Below are 20691 nucleotides of genomic sequence, written 5' to 3'. Positions count from 1 at the left end.
CTGCACTGACGGAGCCGCGCTGATCGGTCAGCCCGGCCGACCGATCAGCGCCTGGGCGATGGGCGTCGGAACTACTCGTCCAGTGCTCTGACCGAGAAGGTTCGCCGCGTTGGCGGTAGGAACGGTTGGACGGGCGGTGACGTCAGTTCGACCAGGTCGTGGGCGTACGCCTTGACCGTATTCGGTGACCTCCAGGGTGGCGAGGGAAGCGGCGAGGTGTCCCTGGCCGGTGGCGGGGAAGTGAGGCGGCGTTTCGCTGGTGACAGCGAAGGTGTGTCGCCAGTAGTGCAGCGGGAACGAGCCGTGGTGCGCTGCGTGGCGGAACCGGGTGCGGAGGTGTGCACGGAACGCCGGGTGTCGTCGCGACCGCTGATGCGGGCGTAGGTGGGTACGAAGTGGTCGAGGGCCTCGGTGCGTCGGGCGGGCAGCCGGAGGCAAGGGCCTCGGCGGCCAGTGTGCAGGCGTCCATGATGCCGGAGTAGAACGACGCGACGTCGCCGACCTGGTGGCTCTGCGGTTGGCGGCGCCGGTCGTCTCCGCTGGTGAGGGCGTGGAGTTCGGCGCCGGCGAGGGCGGTCGTAGTGGTGGGGTTGGCTGGTGGTGCGGGCACCGCGCCTTCGATGACGGCCCGGGGCAAGCGGTGCGGCAGGCTGGTCGGGAGCGAGCTTGCCCACCTCGGCGAGCAGTGCGAGGCGGCGAAGTCGTTCCAGCTCGGGGCAGTCGTCCAGGGCCCGCAGTATCCCCTGGCGCCACGTCAGCTCACGCATGTGCGCCTGGAAGGTGTCCAGTTCGCGGGTGACGAGGTCGGCAAGGGAGCGTTCCCCCGTCATCACCCTGGCGATCGCGGCGATCGGGGTGTCGAGCGCGCGGAGGCGCTGGATCAGTCCGAGCCGGGATAGCGCGTCCGCGGTGTAGCTGCGGTGGCCGCCTCGGCTGCGTCCGCTCTTGGGCAGCAGCCCGATGCCGGAGTAGTAGCGGATGGTCTTCACCGGCAGCCCGGTAGGGGATTCCCGCTGCCCGGCGTGCCGGGCGCCGACGACCTGGGGCCGGACGGCAACCTCGCTGCGGGCCGGGCGCTGCTGGCGCAGGCGGAAACGCTCCAGGAAGGGGTCCTGACGAGGCTGCGCACCCGGCTCGGGCTGCCCGCCGCCGTGGGGCCGGGGCAGGCGGGAAGGATCCGGCCCGTCTTCCACGGCTTCAGTCCACAGGTGGTACCGCGCCCGGCGGACTCTGGCCGTCCGAGGTCGAGGTGACGGGTTACTGGTGGCCTGCCCGGCCGCGAGGTTGGCGGCCGCCGGCCGAGCTGGTCGACTTCCTCCATGCCGGTCCGCCCCCGGTGTTCATCGGGTTCGGCAGCATGGCACCCGGCCAGGGGGAACGCTTGGGCGGCCTGATGGCGGCGGCGGTGGTTCGGGCGGGGGTACGCGCGGTGGTGCACGCGGGGTGGGCCGGACTGAGCGCGGCCGGCGATGACGTCCAGGCGATCGGTGACCTCCCGCACGACTGGTTGTTCCCCCGCACGGCTGCTGCCGTTCACCACGCCGAGGCGGGCACCACTGCGGCCGGACTTCGCGCCGGGGTGCCCGCCGTGCCGGTACCCGCCATGGCCGGCCAGCCGTTCTGGGCAGCCCGGCTGCACCGGTTCGGGGTCGCCCCGCGGCCGCTGCCGTTCCACGAGCTCACCGCCGAAACCCTCGTCGAGGCGATCACAGCCTGCACGGCCGATCCGAACCATCGACAACGAGCGGTCGAACTCGCGCGCCGCATCGCCACAGAGGACGGCACCGCCGCGGTACTGGCCCGCATCGGCGTCGCGTCCGACGGATGAAACCGCGAACGCTGCGAGAGGCATCCAGGACGCGATCCGCCAGACGCCGGAGTCGCTGCTCGTCATCCGTCGTTCGACGGCTCGGACATCGCCGTCGGGGCGGAACTGCAGCGCGGGGGCGAACAGGTCGTTGCGGGGCGTCGTCGTGATGGCGTCCCTTCCAGTCGGTTCTTTGTGGGGACGGCGGGTTGCGGGTCAGGCAGGGCGGCCTGGCGTCGGGGCAACACCCCGATCGCCACGATTGCCGCGAGTGCGAAGAGGAGGCCCGCGGTGGCGGAAAGGCCCAGGGCGTAGCCGTCGTTGAGGGCGGCGGGGTCGGTGGCGGGGCCGGTGCGGAGTGCGGCGATGGTGGCCAGGGCGGTCAGGCTGACGCGGCCGCCGAGTTGGCGGGAGCTGTTGAAAGGGCCGGAGGCCATGCTCGCCTGGCGGGGGACGACGCCCGTGGTCGCGGCGGCGGCGACCGGGGCCAGAACCTGTGCGCCTCCGCCTCCGACGCCGGAGGCGATGCAGGGACCGAGCAGGTCGGTGAGGAAGCAAGCCGCCGGGGTTGATGAAGGCCAGGCGTCTCAGATGATGTGGTCCGTTGGCCAGTCAGGACTCGTTGCTTGCGGTCTCACTTGGCCCGGTGGCGTCTCACTCGTCTCAGGTGGGCATTCGGGCCTTTCGAGGGTCAGGGAACAACCGTGTCGGATCGCGCGCCAATCCTGCGTCCGTCCCGGATCCTCGGTCCTGGCCGCCGTCGGGCTCTGGCCCGGCTTGCGGTGGTGAGTGGTCCGGGCGGTTTCGCCCGGACCACTCACACCGCCAGAGCAGCAGCCGGCTTACCTGGCGAGTTCAGCTGGTTCGTCGAGTCTCNTCTGGCCCGGCTTGCGGTGGTGTGTGGTCCGGGCGGTTTCGCCCGGACCACTCACACCGCCAGAGCAGCAGCCGGCTTACCTGGCGAGTTCAGCTGGTTCGTCGAGTCTCGTCAGCTTCCGCGGGTTTCTCACCAAGTAGACCCGGGTGACCTGCCCGTTCTCCACTACGAGGTTCACCGCCGTGGCCAGCTCGCCGTCGATCTCGACCAGCCCCGCAGGTGCGCCGTTGAGCCACACGAACGTCGTCGCGAGCGGGGCCACTTCCACCTGGCCCGTGCGCGCGAGCACCTTCGCCACGAGTTCGACCCCGTGGATCGGCGCCAGAGCGGCGGCCGCCAGCCCGCCACCATCGGCGATCAGGACCACGTCCGGCGCCATGACCTCCACCAGCTCCTGCAACTGCCCAGTGCGCAATGCGAGCAGGAACCGTTCCACCACGGCTTGCTGCTCAGACCGGCTCACCTGCACCCGCGGCCGCCGGGCCGCGACATGCTCGCGTGCCCGCCGCGCGATCTGCCGCACCGCGGCCGCGGACTTCCCGATGGCCTCGGCGATCTCGCCGTACGGCAGCTCGAAGACCTCGCGGAGCACGAACACCGCCCGCTCCGCCGGCCCGAGCGTTTCAAGGACGGTCAGCATCGCGATCGAGACGCTCTCCGCGAGCTCTACGTCCTCGGCGACATCAGGGCTGGTCAGCAACGGTTCCGGCAGCCACTCGCCGACATAGTCCTCGCGGCTGCGCGCCAACGTCCGCAGCCGGTTGAGCGCCTGCCGCGTGACGGTCCTGACGAGGTACGCCCGCGCGTCGCTCACCCGCGTCTGGTCGACCTCGGCCCACCGCAGCCAGGACTCCTGCAGCACGTCCTCCGCGTCGGCCGCGGAGCCGAGCATCTCGTAGGCGACCGTGAACAGCAGGCTGCGATGGGCGATGAACGGGTCCTCGGTCATGCCGTCGAGGCTATGCCGGATGTCTCAGGACGCGTGGCCAGCGGGATCTCGCAGGCAGCGGAGTAGCCCTGCGAGGTGATCCCATGCGCCGTGTTGCACCTGGCCGCCAGGTTGGCGAAGCCGATGAACACGGTGAGCTCGACCAGCGCCGCCGGGCCGAGTCGGCTGAGCAGACTCGCCGACAGCTCATCGGTGACGGTCGTCGGCGTGTTCGTCATGGCCTCGGCGTACTCCATCACCTCCCGCTCCAACGGCGTGAACACCTCCGACTCCCGCCAGCGCGGTACCTGACTCGCCTTGGCCAGGTCCAGGTTCTGGTTCAGTGCCGCGAAGTAGTTGATGTCGAGGCACCAACTGCAGCCGATCTGTGCCGCGACGGCCATGTGCGCAAACGTCTTGAGGCTCGCGTCGGCCGCGTCCCAGGTGCCCACCTTGGCTGAGAACTCTTGGTTGGCCTCGGCGAGCTTGGGGTTGTTCCACAGCACCTCGTAGGGCTCGGGCACGGAACCGAGCTGCTTGATCAGGTTTTCGCGCAGCTCGGCGGGGAGCTCGGCCTTCGGGACGCGTAGCGCCATGGTGTTCTCCTTGAACGATTGCCTGTTTGGCATGAAGACACCGCCGGGCCCGCGAATGTGACAACCACCATCGCCACCGCGCGTGGATCGTCGGCGCGCACAGGCCAACCCGCACCAGCGTGCGGTTGAAAGGGTGCCCGTGGATCAGAACGACCGGAATGCCGTCCGAGGGGCCGAAGTCGTCATAGTGCAGCGTGGCGTCGTTCACGGATATGCGGCTCATCGCGGGCCTCCCTGGCGCCGTTGTTCGGCACTGGGATCGCAAGCGGTACGAAGGCGGTTCTGCGGTTCCGCTCGGTACCAGTGGACAGCCCGCGGCCAGGTTGCGGCGGTAGCCGGATGAGGGGTCACTGCGGTCCTTCCGCCACTGTTCGAGGTCAAGACTTGGTCGCGGTGATGATGTGCAGACCGCGTGGCCCGTCGGCGCTGTGCTGGATGTGCAGGCCCACATCGCGGCAGCGATCGATGAGCCAGGCGGGGCTGGCGCGCGTGTGGATCAGGTCGTGGACCATGACAGTGTCGACGACGTACTCAAGGAAGCAGGTCATGATCCTCTCGTCGGTGGCGCATACGGGAAGGGCGCGGTCGGTTCCTGTGAGAGGCCGGGTCAGGTCGCGGTAGCTGGGGACCAGTTGGCCGTTTGTGGCGAGGCACCGGGCCGCGTCGCGCAGCAGTGCTGTGACTTCGCCTTTGCTTGGCAGATGGGTCAGCGTGTCGCCCGTGCACACCATTGCGGACACGGCGGCGGGTTGGGTGTGTGCTGCCAGCGCGCCCCGGCATCCGGCCCGACAGGCGCAGGGCGACGAGGTTGCTGCCGTAGGCCGTGGCCAGGACCAGCAGGGCAACCACGGTCGCGGTGGAATGCCCCACCCCGCGGCGGCGGCCGTGTAGTCCCTGCCGATGAGTGCCGCGGCAAGTACTCCCAGGGGACCGGCCCAGTAGAACCAGCAGCCCACCGGCGCGGCGAGTCGCGGTCCGAAGGGTCCGCGAGTGAAGGCCGCCACCCCGCCGCCATCGGGATGCAGGGCGCCCAGCACGGCGAACACCCAGGCGTTCGGCAGGCTCACCACGACGAGTCCGGGCCACGCCAGTATCGAGCCTGGTCCGGCGGCTGCCGCGGCCGTGGAGGTCAAAGTCAGTGCCCGGGGCCCCAGTACCGCACCGACGCACAGGACCGTGGTCCAGGCGGGGGCCCAGGACGCGTTCGAGGCTGGGGTGGAACTAGGTGAGCAGGCCGCGTATCCGGTCGTGGGCGGCGGGGGCTCTGACGGCCGCGTGGACACTCTGGCTATCCAGCACCACCAGGGTCGGGGCCTCTCATCGTCAGGCGCCTTCACGGACCTGGCAGCGCAGGAGCTCATGAATGACCTGGTGGGTTCCGTCGTTTCGCCAGGCGGCGAAGTCGTAGTACGTCGCGCTCCTAGGACACCGTCTTAGGGTCTGGGCAGACCAGGCCGATCTCGTTGAAGCGGTGGACAAGATCACGCACGATGCCCTCGTCGGCCGCCACGCGCTGGGCGATGACGGGCACTCGGTTTCCGCCGGCCGACGCCAGCAGCGTGATCGCGTGGTGGTAGCGCACCGAGCTGGTGCTGCCTCTGCGCACTATCTGCTGCAGTCGTCGCCCCTCCTGATCGGTCAGTGTGCGCACTCGTACCGGTTCCACCCTTACCTCTCCTCTGCAGGACGGTCCGGTCACGCCCGAACCCGGCGCGCGACTCGCTTAGCATCTTCTGCCATGAGCGATTCGGAGCCCCTTCTCGACTGGCTGCAGAACTGGTACGCGCAGCAGTGCGACGGCGACTGGGAGCACGAGTGGGGCGTGAAGATCGCCACGCTCGACAACCCCGGCTGGACCGTTGAGATCGATCTGGAGGAAACGGACCTGGAAGGACGCGAGTACACCCTCCAGGAGGTCGACCGCAGCTCGCGGGACTGGGTTCGTGCGTGGACCGCTGAGAAGACCTTCCACGCCGCGTGCGGCCCCGGCAACCTCGCCGAGGCCCTCACCCTGTTCCGAACCTGGGCAACAACGACCGCCTCTTGAGCCGGTACCGAACCGGAGATACCAAACCGCGGAACCTATGCGGTCAGAACACGAGCGCCGTCAGAGGGCGTCGTCGGCGAGGAAGGCAGCGGAGCAGCAGTTGTTCGATCGTGCGTCCGCGCTTCTGGGCGAGTTCGCTGAAGGTGTCGTGCTCGCGCTGTCCGGCAACTGCCGGGTCGGCCGCTGTCCGTTCCGCGGGGGTGAATGTGATCGCGGGTCCTTCTTCAGCCTGCGGGCCTGCCCAGCGGGGGTCTGGGCGGGCCCGAGGCGTCTGACGTTAACGGTCGCCGAGCAGGGTGGTGGCGTCCTCGGCAGCGGCGGCGAGGGCCTGGTCGAGGTGTTCGGGGCGGCGTCCGCCGGCGCCGGCGAGGGCGCCGGTGCCGCCGCCTCCTCCGCCGACCGTCTTAGCGGCGCGGTCGATGACCTGCGCGGCCTGGATTCCGCGGCCGAGCAGGTGGGGCGAGACGGCCGCGGCGAGCAGGGCCTTGCCGGAGTGCTCCAGGGCCAGGACCACGACCGCGGGTCCTGCGGGCAGCTGGGCCAGGGTCTCGGAGGCCAGTTGCCGCAGCTCGTCCGGCGCGATGCCGGTGACCTTCTGAGCGAGGAGCCGGCCGCCGCCGTCGGTGGGGTGGGCCGTGTCGGCGAGTCGCGCGGCCTGGGAACGCAGCTCAGCGGCCCGCAGCTGCTCCAGCTCCGTCTGGGCGGAGGCGAGGGCGTCCAGGCGCTTGCGCAGGGCGTCGGGGGCCAGGGTGGTGCGGGTGCCGAGCAGGCCGGTGAGCTCGTTCAGCAGCCGCCGCTCGATGTCCAGGTGGCGGAGGGTGCCATGGCCGGTGAGGGCCTCGACGCGGCGGAGGTTGGAGCCGATCGAGGACTCGGACAGCAGGCGGAAGGCGCCGACCTGGGAGCCGTGGGCGACGTGGGTGCCGCCGCAGAGCTCGCGGGAGAAGTCGCCGATGTCGACGATGCGGACCCGGTCGCCGTACTTCTCGCCGAACAGCGCGATGGCGCCCGCCGCCTCGGCTACGGCTCGGTCGGCATGCCAGGCCCGGACTTCCGGGTCATCGAGGACGTGGCCGTTGACGGCCGTTTCGATCTGCCGGAGCTGGTCGGGGCTGAGCGCGGCGAAGTGCGCGAAGTCGAAGCGGAGCCGGTCGGGTTCGACGAGGGAGCCCTGCTGGCGGGCGTGATCGCCCAGGGCGGCCATGACGACGGCGTGCAGGATGTGGGTGGCCGAGTGCGACCGCGTCAGACCGGCCCGGCGCCCGGCGTCAACGACGGCTTCGCCGCCGGCGCCGGTGCGGAGCTCGCCCCGAAGGACACGGGCGGTGTGAACTCGGAAGCCTTCCAGGCCGTAGCGAGTGTCGGTGATCTTCAGGCGAGTGCCGTCGCTCATGGTGAGGGTGCCGGTGTCGCCGATCTGTCCGCCGGCCTCGGCATAGAAGGGCGAGCGGTCGAGCACCAGCTCGGCCTCGCTGCCTTCGCCGGCGCTGTCGACGACGGCGCCGCCCAGCATGAGGCCGGTGACGGTGGCCTCCGCGGTCAGGTGCTCGTACCCGAGGAACTCGGTCCTCGGGAGGCGGGCGGCCAGCTCGCGGTAGGTGTCCATCTTGCGCAGGGCCTCGGCGGTCTTGGCCTTGCCCCCGGCCTTCGCGCGCTTCTTCTGCTCGTCCAACAGCGCGGCGAAGCGGTTCTCGTCGACGGTCAGCCCGGCGTCGCGGGCGGCCTCGACGGTCAGTTCGAAGGGGAAGCCGTAGGTGTCGGCGAGCTCGAAGGCGGTTTCGCCGGGCAGGGCGGCCGAGCCGCCGTGCCGGGTGCGGCTGATCGCGGCGTCCAGCAGCCTCGTGCCCTGCGCCAGGGTGCGGGTGAAGGACGCCTCCTCGGCGGTGACGACCTGCTCGATCAGCGCGTCCTGGGCCGCAAGCTCCGGCCAGACGTCGCGGAGGTTGCCGATCACCGAGGCGGTCGCGGCGGGCAGGACGGGCCCGTCGATGCCGAGCAGACGCGCATGGCGGATCGCGCGGCGCATCAAACGGCGCAGGATGTAGCCGCGGCCGTCCTTCGCGGGCAGGACGCCGTCGGCGATGAGGAAGGCGATGGAGCGGGCGTGTTCGGTGACGACCTGGAAGGACACCTTGTCCTCACCCTCGCTGGGCGCCTCACGGCCGGCCAGGTCCTGGACGGTGTGGTAGGTGGGCAGCAGCAGATCGGTGGTGCACACGTTCTGGGCATCCTGGAGGATCGCGGCGAGCCGGTCCAGGCCGAGGCCGGTGTCGATGCTCCTGTTGGCGAGCTCGCCAAGGATCGGGTAGTCCTTCTTCGGCGGTCCCTCGCCGCGGACGTTCTGCATGAAGACCAAGTTCCAGATCTCCATATAGCGCTCGCCGTCCACGGCTGGGCCGCCTTCCTTGCCGAAGGCCGGGCCGCGGTCATAGTGAGCCTCAGAGCTGGGCCCGCAGGGGCCGGGGACTGTCATGGACCAGTAGTTGTCCTCCATGCCGAGGCGCTGGATGCGGGAGGCGGGGACACCGATGCGGCGCCAGAGGCGTTCGGCCTCGTCGTCGTCCTCGAAGACGGTGATCCAGAGCTTGTCCTTCTCCAGCCCGTAGCCCTGGGTGAGGAGTTCCCAGGCGAAGGCGATGGCGTCTTCCTTGAAGTAGTCGCCGAAGGAGAAGTTGCCCATCATCTCGAAGAACGTCGCGTGCCGGTTGGTGCGGCCGACGTTGTCGATGTCCGAGGTCCGTACGCACTTCTGGATGCTGGTCGCCCGGGAGAACGGCGGTGTGGTCTCGCCCAGGAAGTAGGGCTTGAACTGGTTCATCCCGGCGTTCGCCAGCAGCAGGGTCGGGTCGTCAGGAACCAGTGGGCTGGATGGGACCAGATGGTGGCTGCGGGAAGTGAAGAAGTCGGTGAACGTCTGACGGATCTGCGTCGAGCGCATGGCGGCATGGCCTCACGGAAGAGTCACGGAAGGTGGTGGGGGAAGATCGCACGCCGAGCCGGGCCGAGAACCAGGACTGAGAGGGTTCTCAGTTCTCCAGCTCGACGCAGATAGCTCGCGCCCCCATGGGCCGCACCTTGACTCCAGATCCGTTGGTCACATCGGTGGCGCAGCAGACCGCGCAGGACCGCTGTCCTGGTCCACTGCACCACCGACTGTAGCGGGTCCGGCGTCAAGATCGCTCAGCAAAGGTCCGTCGTCGCCGTGAGCGCTGCCGGCGGACGGGACGCGTAGTCCCGCAGGCCGGGCCCGATCCGGGACGACCGTGGCCCCGGCCGCCGCGAGTGCGGCGGCTTCTGCCGGGCGGTCGGCGCCACGGTGTGTCTACTTGTTGACGGTGAAGCCTTGGTCCTTGCCGTACTTGATGCTGGAGTCCTGCCATGCCCGCAGGCCGTTCGTGAGTGTGGTGGGAGAGACGTACGCCTTGCCCACGGTGTCGTTGAACACCGAGTTCGCGTATACCTGGTAAGGCAGGTAGGACCAGTCGGTGGCGACGTTGCGGGCCGATTCGGCGAAGATCTTGTTGGCCTTCTGGCCGCCGAAGTACGGGAACGGGGCGTCGAGGAATGCCTTCGACTCCAGGTCGGCCCGCGTGGCCGGGAAGGAGCCTTCGGCGACGCGGGCGCTCGCGCCGGCTCCGGTGGTCGCGAACTCGGTGAAGGCGTAGGCGAGTTCCTTGTTCTTGGCGGCCTTCGGGACGGCGAGCGCGCTGCCGCCGTTCTCCGCGCTTGCCGTGTCGCCCTTCGTCCACTGGGGCAGTGGCGCGACCCGCCAGTCCCCGGAGGCGGAGGCGACGCCGGAGGTGAGGTTGGCGGGCATCCAGGCGCCGATGGAGAGCGTGGCGATCGAGCCGTCGGCCAGACCCTTGTACCAGGCGTCGCTCCAGGAGCTGATCGGTGCGACCAGCTTTTCGTCGAGGAGCTTCTGCCAGGTGGCGGTGTACCTCTTGGTGCCTTCGTCGCCGAAGTTCACCGTGACGTTGGTGCCGTCCGTCTTGTAAGGACGGCCGCCGGCTTGCCAGATGAGGCTGGTGGTGGCGCCGGCGTCGCCGGTGTCGTTGGTGATGAAGATCTTGGGGTCGGCCTTGTGGAGGGTGCGGGCCGCCTCCACGTATTCGTCCCAGGTGGTCGGCACCTTGATGCGGTGCTTGTCGAAGACCTTCTTGTTGTAGAAGAACGCCATCGGACCGGAGTCCATGGGCAGCGCGTAGACGGCCTTGTCGTCGGTGACCGCGTTCCATGGGCCGGGTGTGAAGTCCGTGCCGTACTTCCGGGCGCCGTAGGAGGACAGGTCCTCGACGGACTCGCCGATCGCGAACTGGCCGAGGGCGTAGTACTCGACCTGTGCCACGTCGGGAGCGCCGGAGCCGGCCGCGATCGCGTTCTGCAGGGCGGTGTACTGCTTGTCGCCCGTACCGGCGTTGACCAGTTCGACGTCGACTCCGGGGTACTTCTTCTCGAAGTCCGCCGCCACCTTCTTGAGTGTGGGTTCCCAGGCCCACACCGTCACCTTTCCGCCCTTCTCCAACGCGGCCTTGACGTCTTTCGGGCCGCCGCCTTCGGAGGAACCACAGGCGGTGGCGCTCAGCGCGAGGGCGGAGACCACGGCGAGCGCGCCGAACAGCCTGCGGGTGGTGTGCGTTCTCATGGACTTGTGCTCCTGATCGGTGGTGCGGGTGGGATGGGAGGCGAGCAGAGGGTGGGGCGGGGCTATTCCTTGACGCTGCCCGCGGCCAGGCCGGACTGCCAGAACCGCTGGAGGAGCAGGAAGATCACCACAATCGGGACGATCGTGAGCAGGGAGCCGGTGATGATGAGGTCGAAGACGGCCTCGCCGCCGGCGGTCTGGGCCTGGGAGTTCCAGGCGTTGAGGCCGAGGGGCAGGGGGTACCAGTCGGGGTCCTTGATCATGATCAGCGGCAGGAAGTAGTTGTTCCAGGTCGAGACCATGGAGAACAGCAGGACGGTGACGGTGCCCGGCATCAGCAGCGGCAGAGCGATCCTGAAGAAGGTGCGCAGCTCGCCGGAGCCGTCGATGCGCGCGGCTTCCAGGAGTTCGGTGGGGACCGCCTCGGCGGCGAACACCCACATCAGATAGAGCCCGAACGGGGAGATCAGAGACGGGATGATGACGGCCCACGGAGTGTTGGTGAGACCCATGTTGCTGAACATCAGGAAGGTGGGGACGGCCAGGGCAGTGCCTGGGATGGCGACGGCTCCGAGGACGACGGCGAACACGGCTCTGCGGCCGGGAAAGTTGTACGTGGCGAGGGCGTATCCGCCGAGGACGGCGAGGGCGGTGGCACCGCCCGCTCCGGCGGCGACGTAGAGGAGGGTGTTGAGCAGCCAGCGTACGAAGACCCCGTCGTCGTAGGTGACGGTGCGGGTGATGTTGTCCCAGAGGCTGAAGTCGTCGGCGAACCAGAGGCCGAAGGAGTTGAGCAGTCCGTTCTGGTTCTTGGTGGCGTTGATGACCAGCCAGGCGAGCGGGAGCAGGGTGTAGGCGAGGACCAGGCCGGTGACGAGAGTCAGCGGGACGCTGGGGCGGGGGTGGAGCGGGGTGTGCGGGAGCCGCTTCCGGCGTCTGGATGCGGCGGCCCGGGGGGTGGTTGCCTCGGCGGCGCCGGTGTGCTCGTCGGTGGGTTCGTCGGTTACGGTCGCCGCCGTTGTGGTGGGGGAGATGTTCATCGGCTCAGCCCTTCCGCATGCCGCGCAGTTGGACCGCGTAGGCGATGATCGCGGTGATCACGCCCATCACGATGGCCACGGTCGCCGCGTAGTTGTGCTGCTGGCCCGAGAAGGACAGCGAGTAGGTGTAGAGGTTGGGGGTGAAGTCGCTGGTGATGGCGTTGGGGGCGAGCTTCTGGAGGATGCTCGGCTCGTTGAACAGCTGGAAGCTGCCGATGATCGAGAAGATCGTTGCGATGACGAGCGCGCCGCGGATGGCCGGCAGTTTGATCGACGCCACGACGCGCCACTCGCTTGCGCCGTCGATCGCCGCGGCTTCGTAGAGCGAGCGCGGGACGACCTTGAGCGCGGAGTAGAAGATCAGCATGTTATACCCGACGAACTCCCAGGTCACGATGTTGCCGATGGCGGCGAGGGCCAGGGAGGGGGAGAGCGGATCGGGTAGATCCACTCCGAAGGTGTCGTTGATGTTGCCGACAAGGCCGAAACGAGTGCCGTAGATGAAGCCCCAGATCAGGCTGGCCACAACGGCGGGAACGGCGTACGGGAGGAAGATCGAGACGCGGAAGAACGCCGTGCCGTAGAGCCGGCCGCTGTCGATCGCCAGGGCGACGAGAAGTGCGATGCCGAGCATGATCGGTACCTGGACCAGGAGGAAGAGGCCCACGCGGACCAGCCCCTCCCAGAACCGGGGATCTGTGAGCGCCTCACCGTAGTTGTCGAGGCCGACGAAGGAAGTGCCCCCGATGAGCCGGTCCCGGAGAACGCTCAGGTACAGCGCATAGCCGATCGGGGCGAGGAACACGAGGCCGAAGACCGCGACGAACGGGCCGATGAAGCCCCAGCCCACCAGGGCCTCCTTCCGACGACGGAAGCGGGCTCGTCGGCGGGGCGGTGGGGCCGCCTGCGCGGAAGTCGTCAGGAGCGTCATGGTGGTTCCTTGCGTCGGTGACCGACTGGTCGGGAACGGGGCGGAGTAGGCAAAGGCTTTGGACGGGAAGGCCGGGTTACGGCTGAGCCGACGAGTGATGTTTACGTAATCATCGAGTGGCATGATGGTTGCACCACCGTCAGATGGGCGTCAAGCGCAAGGACACAGCGATCAAGCGGGACTTGGTGCTGAACCGGGAAATGCTGGTCCGTCGAGGTGTGTCGCCCGCGCTATCGCGTACGGATGGGCTGACACACCGAGGCAGTGGGCCCGCGGACCGATGAGATGCGCCGGCATGTCGAACAGGGGCACCGCGACCGGGCCGGCCCCAGGCGTGTGCGCATGGCAAGCGCGAGACGGGAACGGCGGTGTGAACGCCCTGGCACATGGCCGGGCATCTTCCGCGTGCGGGCAGGGGAGGACGCTCAGGCCCGATGGTGGAACGGAGCGGACGCCGGTCGCCCGACGGGTGCGCGCGGGTGGACCCGTAGCGCCGTCAAGGTCCTGGAATGTGTTCAGGCGGGCGGTGGTGCCGTGCTGGCCCGCACCACGAGGGTGGGTTCCACGGCGAGTCGCCGGTGGCCGCCCCCGCGGCGTTCGATCTGTTCCAGCAACAGGGTCACGCAGTGTCGGCCCACCACGTCGAAGTCCTGGTGCACCGTGGTCAGTGGCGGCTCGAAGAACGGCGCTTCGGGTACATCGTCGAAACCCGCGACGCTGAACTCGTCCGGTACCGACCGCCCCGCCGCGTGCATGGCCCGCAGTACCCCGAGCGCCATCTGGTCGTTCGCCGCGAAGACCGCCGTGGCATCCGGGATCTGAGCCAGCGTCCGGCCGGCCTGGTAGCCCGATTCGGCGGTCCAGTCCCCGTGCAGAGTGGGACGTACCGGGGCGCCGGCCGCGATGAGCGTACGCTCCCACGTTTCGGCGCGCCGGCGGGCGGCGAAGGAGTCGCTCGGGCCGCTGACGTGGTAGACGGTGCGGTGGCCGAGCTCCAGCAGATGGCTGACCACGCTCTGAGTGCCGCGGGCCTGGTCGAAGTCGACGTTCGGGTACTGGTGCCCGGTGTCGCCATCGGCGACGACCACCGGCATCGTGGGCGGCAGATGCAGCGACGGAGTGTCGAGCATCTTCGACTCGACCAGCACGATGCCGTCGACGGACTGCAGCATGAGATGGCGGAAGGCCTGCCGCACGGCGGCCTCGGTCTGTGCCCGGATTCCCATGAAGTTGACGGAGAAGCCCGCCTCGCGCGCCGCGTCCGCGATGGCGCCGAGCGTACGGGCGTTGCCGTGCGCACCCACGTCGAAGCTGACCACGCCGATCGCCCCGAACTTGCCCGTCACCAGTGCCCGTGCCGCCGCGTTGGGGCGGTAGCCGAGCTCCTGCATCGCGGCCAGAACCTTCGTGCGCGTCGTCTCGTCCACGTTGTCGTGATTGTTCGCCACACGCGAGACGGTCTGTGAGGACACGCCTGCCCTGGCCGCGACCTCTGCCATGGAGGGCCACTTCCGAGGCGGGCGCGAGCGGGGCGTCCTTGTTGCCTTGTCCGCCACCTTCGACCGTTCCTTCCCCGAGGCTCTGTGGGCGCACGGCACACACGCGACGCACCCCATGGAGTCATGTTGACGCAAACAGGCGCGTCGGGTCAAAGCCGCGATCGCTCTCGATCGCTTCCGTCCGAATCCTTGACAGGCTTCCACGCCCCTTCCAAACTTCCGGCTACATCGTGTTTACGAAAACATTTCGTAGACGGTGGTGCCAACACGGTCCGAACGGCCATCCCCTCGACTCCCTGCCACTCCGCACTCCCCACTCCCCGAGGGCGGTCGTCTGCCCGCGCTGCTTGCGCGGAATCCCCAGTCCGACGAGACACCACGAGGCATCGCGATATGCGACTGAAGATCTCCGGGACGGCGGCACTTCTCTGTGCCCTCCTCTTCTCCCTGCTCACCGCCGGGGGCGCCGCCCACGCCGCCCCGGCACCCATCGCCAACGGCACGCAGTTCACCGACCCGGCCGGCAATCCCGTGCACGCTCATGGCGGCGGTGTGGTCAAGGTCGGTCAGTACTACTACTGGTTCGGAGAGGACAGAAACACCGACAACTCCTTCCGGTACGTCTCTGCGTACCGCTCCACTGACCTGAAGACCTGGGAGTTCCGTAACCACGTTCTGAGCGAGGCCTCCGATCCGGAGCTCGACCGGGCCAACATCGAGCGGCCCAAGGTCGTGTACAACAGCTCCACGAACCAGTTCGTGATGTGGATGCACAAGGAGAACGGCTCCGACTACGGGGAGGCGCGCGCCGCCGTCGCCGTGTCGTCCACGGTGGACGGCGACTACACCTGGCGCGGCAGCTTCCGGCCCCTGGGCCATATGTCCCGGGACATCACGACCTTCGTCGACACCGACGGCACCGGCTACATGATCTCAGCCGCCAATGAGAACGCCGATCTGCACGTCTACCGCCTGACCCCGGACTACACCGCGGTGGAGTCCCAGGTCCAGAAGCTGTGGCCGGGCCAGTGGCGCGAGGCCCCCGCCATGTTCAAGCGCGGCGGTGTGTACTTCCTCCTGACCTCCGGCGCCACCGGATGGGCCCCGAACCAGCAGAAGTACGCCACCGCCAGCAGCGTCACCGGTACCTGGACCGATCTGAAGGACATCGGAGACCCGACGACCTATCGCAGCCAGACCGCCTACGTCCTGCCTGTCCAGGGCACCAAGGGCACCGGCTTCCTCTATATGGGAGACCGCTGGGGCAACTCCATGGGCGGTACGGTGAACGACTCCCAGTACGTCTGGCTTCCGCTCGACTTCCCCACCAGCACCACGATGACCATGGACTACTCCCCGCGGATCACCATCAACACCGCCGCGGGGACCGTGAGCGGAATGAACGTGCCCTGGGAGACGCTGACCGCTCGCAACAGCGGTAAGTGCGCCGACGTGGCGAACTTCGACACCGCAGAGGGCGCACAGGTGGTCCAGTGGGGCTGCGGCAGCGGCGTGAACCAGCACTTCTGGATGAAGAAGCTGAGTACTGACTACGTCCAGATCATGGCCCGGCACAGCGGGAAGTGCCTCGGCGTCGCCGGTGCCTCGACCACGGACGGCGCGTTCGCCGTGCAGAACACCTGCGACGGCTCGGCCTCCCAGCAGTGGAAGGTCCGCACGACCGACGTCCCCGGGTACGTCCAGCTCATTGCTCGGCACAGTGGCAAGTGCCTCGACGTCGTCAACCAGTCGACAGCCGACGGAACCGCCCTTGAGCAGTGGACGTGCAACACGGGCGACAACCAGAAATGGCAGCGCTCGGCAGCCTGACCGAGCCACCCGCCGTGAGACCGGCGAGGGGCGGGCACCGCGTCCCCGGCCCCACTCACCCGCGCCTCCTGGCCCCGGCCAGGAGGCGCTGCGGCGAGAACCGCATCCCCAACCCCCATCCCTAGAAGGAGCAGGTCGTGTTCCCCACCCGCAACCGATCGGCGTCGGCCCGGTCCCGGCTCCCCAGGAGCCTGGCCGCCCTCGGCGCCGCCACGGCCCTCGTCGCGACAGCCGTCACAGCTGTCGGCCACGGCTCGTCGCCGGCGAGCGCCGCCGAGACCCCCACCGCGGCGCTGACCGTTCGCCTCGACCCCAGCTACCAGCATCCGTCCTTCGAGGGATGGGGAACCTCCCTCGCCTGGTTTGCCAACGTCACCGGAGGATGGCCGGACGCGCAGCGCAACGCACTCGCCGACGCCCTCTACGGTGCCGACGGCCTCGGCCTCACGATCGCCCGCTACAACATCGGCGGCGGTGACAGCCCCGAAACCACCCCCTATATGCGGGCCGGCGCGGCCGTCCCCGGCTACTGGAACCGGCCCGGCCCCGAGACCCCCGACTGGTGGGACCCGAACCGTGCCGACCACTGGAACCCCGGCGCCGACGCCAACCAGCGCTGGTGGCTCACGGCCGCGAAGGAACGCGGAGCCACCACCTTCGAGGCCTTCTCCAACTCGGCGCCGTACTTCATGACCAACAGCGGCCTGGTCTCGGGCGCGGTCAACGGCCGGCAGGACAACCTCCGTTCCGACCAGTACGACCGCTTCGCCGGCTACCTCACCGGCGCCCTCCAACGGGCCCAGTCCGCCACCGGCGTCACCTTCGACTCCGTCTCGCCGGTCAACGAGCCCGACACGGACTACTGGCACGCGGGCGGCCGCCAGGAGGGCTCGCACTGGGACCCGGCGTCCCAGGCCCGCATGATCACCACGCTGCGCGCCGCGCTCGACGCCGAGGGCATGACGACCCCGATCGCCGCCATGGACGAGACGAACCCGGGGAAGTTCCGCTCCGACTGGGAGTCGTACGCCACCGACGTCCGCGAGACGGTGGGCCGGCTCAACACGCACACCTACGGGACGAACGGGCGTACCGGGGTCCGGGACATCGCCAAGGGCGAGACCAAGCCTCTGTGGATGTCCGAGGTGGACATCGGCGGCAGTGTCCCCCAGAGCTTCACCGACATGAGCCCCGCTCTCGACCTTGCCCAGCGCGTCAACGATGACATCAGAGAGCTGGAGCCGCGCGCCTGGGTCCTGTGGCAGGCCGTCGAGGACTACGAGAACATGACCCCGGGCCACGAGAACGCGAACTGGGGCCTCATACAGACCGACTTCACCCCGGACGACGCGGCCACCGAACCACTGCGCAAGAACAAGAAGTACTGGGCGATGGCGAACTACAGCCGTTTTGTCCGCCCCGGCGCGCGCATCCTCGCCACCGACGACCCGCAGACCCTGGCGGCGGTGCGACCGGGCGGGAACGGTGTGGTGGTGGTCCACACCAACCCGTCCGGCGAGGCGCGCGAACTCACCCTGAACCTTGATGGCTTCCGGACGGCATCGAACGGGCCCGTCGAGCGGTGGACGACCGACGGCACCAAGAACCTCCAACGCGACAGCGACGCGGCAGTGCTCGGCCGGACGCTCAAGACCACCGTAGGGCCCGGCTCCGTCACCACGTTCGTCCTGCCCACCGTCACCGGCGTGAACACGGCGGCGACCACCGCGCCCACCGGCTCACCACGCCAGCTGCTCAATGACAACAGCGGCAAGGCGCTCGCCGTGGCAACCGTCAACGGCAAGACCACCGTGGTGCAACGCACGTCCGCCCCGGCGGACACCGCGCAGCAGTGGACCTTCACCAAGCTGGTCGCCTCCGACTGGGGCAACACCGCCGCCTACCGCGTCACCAACAACAAGACCGGCAAGGCGCTCGCCGTCTCCAACGGCGCCCTCACCTTCGCACCGCCCGGGTCGTCCACCGCACAGCAGTGGATCCGCTCGACCACCGGCGACGGCCACAACACCCTGATCAATGCGGCCGGAGGCAAGCTCCTGGACGTCGCCGGCGCCTCGACCGATGAAGGGGCGCCGGTCGGGGTCCATCAGCCGACCACCGGCGGCAACCAGTCCTGGACCTTCCCGAGCACAGCACCGGACGCCTGGAAGACCCTGGCCTTCCGGCACACCTCCAAGTGCCTCGACGTCAGTGGCGCCGCCTCCGACGACGGCGCGGCCGTCGTCCAGTACGGCTGCGACGCCGGCACCAACCAGCAGTGGTCGCTCCGCTCCATCGGCGGTGGATACGTGAACGTTGTCGCCCGCCACAGCGGCAAGTGCCTCGATGTGAGCGGTTTGTCGACGAGCGACGGCGCCAGTGTCTTCCAATACTCCTGCAACGGAGGCCGCAACCAGGAATGGGCGGTCCGAAGTGCCGGCGGCGGGTTCTTCACCCTGACGGCCCGGCACAGCGCCAAGTGCCTGGAAGTGGGCGGCGCCTCCATCGCGGAGGGTGCGGCTGTCGTTCAGCGAACCTGTGACGGCACCGCCGCTCAGCGGCTCCGGCAGGGCTGACGCCAAGGAGCCGGGATCCCATCGAGAGGCTGGATCCCGGCTCCTTCGCGTGCCCGCGACCTACTCCTCGGTGGGTCCGAGATCGGCCGTGGCGCTGAACTGGACCGTACGGGCTCGGTGCGCGGCGTGGAGCTCCAGCACGACGATCTCGTTGGCTCCGGCGCGCAGCACCGGAGCCGGCACATACAGAGACCGCTGAGGGCCGCGCGACCAGTAGCGGCCCAACGCGAACCCGTTGACCCAGGCGTTGCCCTTGGTCCAGCCGTCGAGGCGCAGGAAGGTGTCGGCCGGGTCGGTCACCTCGAAGGTACCCCGGTGGAAAGCGGGTCCGACGGGAAACGTGGCAACGGGAGCGAAGGGGACGTCCTTCAGGGAGACAAGGGGAAGAGGCCGGCTGGTCCAGCCCGCGAGTTCGGCGCCGTTGAGGAGGACCGTCCCCAGCAGGCCCTTGCGGTCGTGGATGCCCTGCCCGTAGTTCACCCGACCCTGGTTCTCGACGAGGACGGCGAGCGTGCTGCCCGCCCGGGGCACCGTGAAGGCGAGGGCGTGCTCGTGGTTCTCGCGCTCAAGGACGCCGATGGGCTGCCCGTCGACGAACACCTGAGCGCGGTCGCGGACCTGCTCGACCTCCAGGAGGGCCGGGCCCTTGAGCGGCAGGTCGGTCTCGTACAGGACGAAACCGAAGTCCTGCTCCAACTCCTCCATCGTGAGAGGCCGGCGCGCGTCGACAGCGTTCCCGAGGAGCGAGGCATGCGCCAGCAGGCCCGCGCTCTCGGTCAGAGGCACGGTGCGCGGGGCGAGCTTGGGACCGGGCGGGGGGACGGGGCCCTCCGGTACGGGGGCGTACTTGGCGATCACGTCGCGGAAAGCAGCGTACTTGGCGGTGGGGTCGCCGGCTTCGTCCAGCGGGGCGTCGTAGTCGTACGACGTCACGGTGGGGCGGTAGGTGTGCTTGTCGTTGGCGCCGTTGGTGAACCCGAAGTTCGTACCGCCGTGGAACATGTAGAAGTTGACCGAGGCCCCGGTGGCGAGGAGTTCGTCCAGCTCCCGGGCCGCGTGGTCGGGATCACGCACCACGTGGTGCGCGCCCCAGCGGTCGAACCAGCCGATCCAGAACTCGGTGCACATCAGGGGCCCCTTCGGCTGCCGGGCCCGCAGGGCGGCCAGACCCTGGGTGGAGTGGCTGCCGAAGTTGGCCGTGGCGAGGATGTCCGGCAGCGCGTTGTGTTCCAGGTGGGCGGGCTGGTCGCAGGTGAAGAGGGGAACATCGATACCGCAGCGGCGCAGTGAGGTGGCGAGATACTCCAGATAGCCGGTGTCGTCGCCGTACGCCCCGTACTCGTTCTCCACCTGTACGGCCAGGACGGGGCCGCCGCGGGAAGCCAGGTAGGGCCGGAGCGGGGTGAGCAGGCGGTCGAAGTAGTCGTCGACCGCGGCGAGAAAACGGGGGTCGCGGGAGCGCAGCCGTATGTCCGGTTCGGCGAGCAGCCAGGACGGGAGACCGCCGCCCTCCCACTCGGCGCAGATGTACGGGCCGGGTCGGAGCAGTACGTACAGGCCCTCCGCCGCCGCGAGGTCGAGGAAGCGGGGCAGGTCGAGGCCGCCGTCCAGGCTGAAACTGTCGGGCCGCGGCTGGTGCAGATTCCAGGGGGCGTAGGTCTCCACGGTGTTGAGCCCCATGAGGCGGGCCTTGCGCAGCCGGTCCGCCCATAGTTCGGGGTGGACGCGGAAGTAGTGCAGCCCGCCGGACAGGAGCCGGAACGACTCGCCATCGAGGGTGAAGCCGTCGTCGTCGATCTGGAGAAGAGACATGTACGGGATGCTCCTGTGCCGGGGAGTGAGGCGCGCTGTCGCGGTGACGAGAAGAGCCTGGCCTCAGTATGTTTACGTGAACACACGGGGTGTGGCAAGCCTC

General features: G+C 69.1%; 15 protein-coding genes and 1 pseudogene. 4 read left to right on the top strand and 12 right to left on the bottom strand.

Features of this window, described 5'->3' with window-relative positions:
* Window positions 1–71: 71 nt before the first annotated feature.
* A complete protein-coding gene (locus M1203_RS27185) occupies window positions 72–989 on the bottom strand; it encodes a MerR family transcriptional regulator (protein WP_249952519.1) in 918 nt (305 codons plus the stop codon).
* A gap of 368 nt (window positions 990–1357) precedes the next feature.
* Here M1203_RS27185 and M1203_RS27180 point away from each other — a divergent pair, with 368 nt between their 5' ends.
* Window positions 1358–1828 carry a glycosyltransferase gene (locus tag M1203_RS27180; protein WP_249952436.1) on the top strand — a complete coding sequence of 157 codons (471 nt, stop codon included), beginning with the start codon at window positions 1358–1360 and terminating at the stop codon, window positions 1826–1828.
* A 62-nt stretch (window positions 1829–1890) separates the two neighbouring features.
* On the opposite strand, the gene M1203_RS27175 is transcribed toward M1203_RS27180, so the two are convergent.
* The 5 genes and pseudogenes from M1203_RS27175 to M1203_RS27155 all read right to left on the bottom strand — a co-directional run.
* Window positions 1891–2244 (bottom strand): hypothetical protein, encoded by a 354-nt coding sequence (locus M1203_RS27175; RefSeq protein ID WP_374404092.1) that lies wholly within the window; start codon window positions 2242–2244, stop codon window positions 1891–1893.
* A 516-nt stretch (window positions 2245–2760) separates the two neighbouring features.
* Window positions 2761–3633, bottom strand: coding sequence for an RNA polymerase sigma-70 factor (locus M1203_RS27170; RefSeq protein WP_249952435.1), 873 nt, complete (start codon window positions 3631–3633; stop codon window positions 2761–2763).
* A complete protein-coding gene (locus M1203_RS27165) occupies window positions 3630–4208 on the bottom strand; it encodes a carboxymuconolactone decarboxylase family protein (protein WP_249952434.1) in 579 nt (192 codons plus the stop codon). The genes M1203_RS27170 and M1203_RS27165 overlap by 4 nt, the downstream gene beginning before the upstream one ends.
* Before the next feature lie 377 nt (window positions 4209–4585).
* Window positions 4586–4948, bottom strand: a complete 363-nt coding sequence (locus tag M1203_RS27160; protein WP_249952433.1) for a hypothetical protein — start codon at window positions 4946–4948, stop codon at window positions 4586–4588.
* A gap of 692 nt (window positions 4949–5640) precedes the next feature.
* Window positions 5641–5874, bottom strand: a pseudogene (locus tag M1203_RS27155) (IS630 family transposase); the annotation flags it as partial.
* Window positions 5875–5946: 72 nt separating this feature from the next.
* Here M1203_RS27155 and M1203_RS27150 point away from each other — a divergent pair.
* On the top strand, window positions 5947–6255 hold the full coding sequence (locus M1203_RS27150) for an immunity 53 family protein (protein WP_249952432.1): 309 nt from the start codon (window positions 5947–5949) through the stop codon (window positions 6253–6255).
* Between the two features lie 277 nt (window positions 6256–6532).
* Here M1203_RS27150 and alaS read toward each other — a convergent pair whose 3' ends face one another.
* The 5 genes from alaS to M1203_RS27125 form a co-directional block, all read right to left on the bottom strand.
* Entirely contained in the window at window positions 6533–9193 is a 2661-nt protein-coding gene (gene alaS, locus M1203_RS27145) for an alanine--tRNA ligase (RefSeq protein WP_249952431.1), read from the bottom strand.
* Window positions 9194–9577: 384 nt separating this feature from the next.
* On the bottom strand, window positions 9578–10900 hold the full coding sequence (locus M1203_RS27140; protein WP_249952430.1) for an ABC transporter substrate-binding protein: 1323 nt from the start codon (window positions 10898–10900) through the stop codon (window positions 9578–9580).
* Window positions 10901–10962: 62 nt separating this feature from the next.
* On the bottom strand, window positions 10963–11940 hold the full coding sequence (locus tag M1203_RS27135) for a carbohydrate ABC transporter permease (protein ID WP_249952429.1): 978 nt from the start codon (window positions 11938–11940) through the stop codon (window positions 10963–10965).
* A 4-nt stretch (window positions 11941–11944) separates the two neighbouring features.
* Window positions 11945–12871 (bottom strand): carbohydrate ABC transporter permease, encoded by a 927-nt coding sequence (locus M1203_RS27130; protein WP_249952428.1) that lies wholly within the window; start codon window positions 12869–12871, stop codon window positions 11945–11947.
* A 515-nt stretch (window positions 12872–13386) separates the two neighbouring features.
* On the bottom strand, window positions 13387–14370 hold the full coding sequence (locus M1203_RS27125; RefSeq protein WP_249952427.1) for a LacI family DNA-binding transcriptional regulator: 984 nt from the start codon (window positions 14368–14370) through the stop codon (window positions 13387–13389).
* A 393-nt stretch (window positions 14371–14763) separates the two neighbouring features.
* Here M1203_RS27125 and M1203_RS27120 point away from each other — a divergent pair, with 393 nt between their 5' ends.
* On the top strand, window positions 14764–16200 hold the full coding sequence (locus M1203_RS27120; protein WP_249952426.1) for an RICIN domain-containing protein: 1437 nt from the start codon (window positions 14764–14766) through the stop codon (window positions 16198–16200).
* Between the two features lie 137 nt (window positions 16201–16337).
* Window positions 16338–18776 (top strand): RICIN domain-containing protein, encoded by a 2439-nt coding sequence (locus M1203_RS27115; RefSeq protein ID WP_249952425.1) that lies wholly within the window; start codon window positions 16338–16340, stop codon window positions 18774–18776.
* 60 nt (window positions 18777–18836) lie between these two features.
* Here M1203_RS27115 and M1203_RS27110 read toward each other — a convergent pair whose 3' ends face one another.
* Window positions 18837–20588: a beta-galactosidase gene (locus M1203_RS27110; protein ID WP_249952424.1), complete on the bottom strand. Its 1752-nt coding sequence runs from the start codon at window positions 20586–20588 to the stop codon at window positions 18837–18839.
* Window positions 20589–20691: the final 103 nt, after the last annotated feature.

It is taken from the genome of Streptomyces sp. 35G-GA-8 (assembly GCF_023534745.1).
Lineage (GTDB): Bacteria > Actinomycetota > Actinomycetes > Streptomycetales > Streptomycetaceae > Streptomyces.
This window is presented reverse-complemented; position numbering and strand designations above follow the sequence as displayed.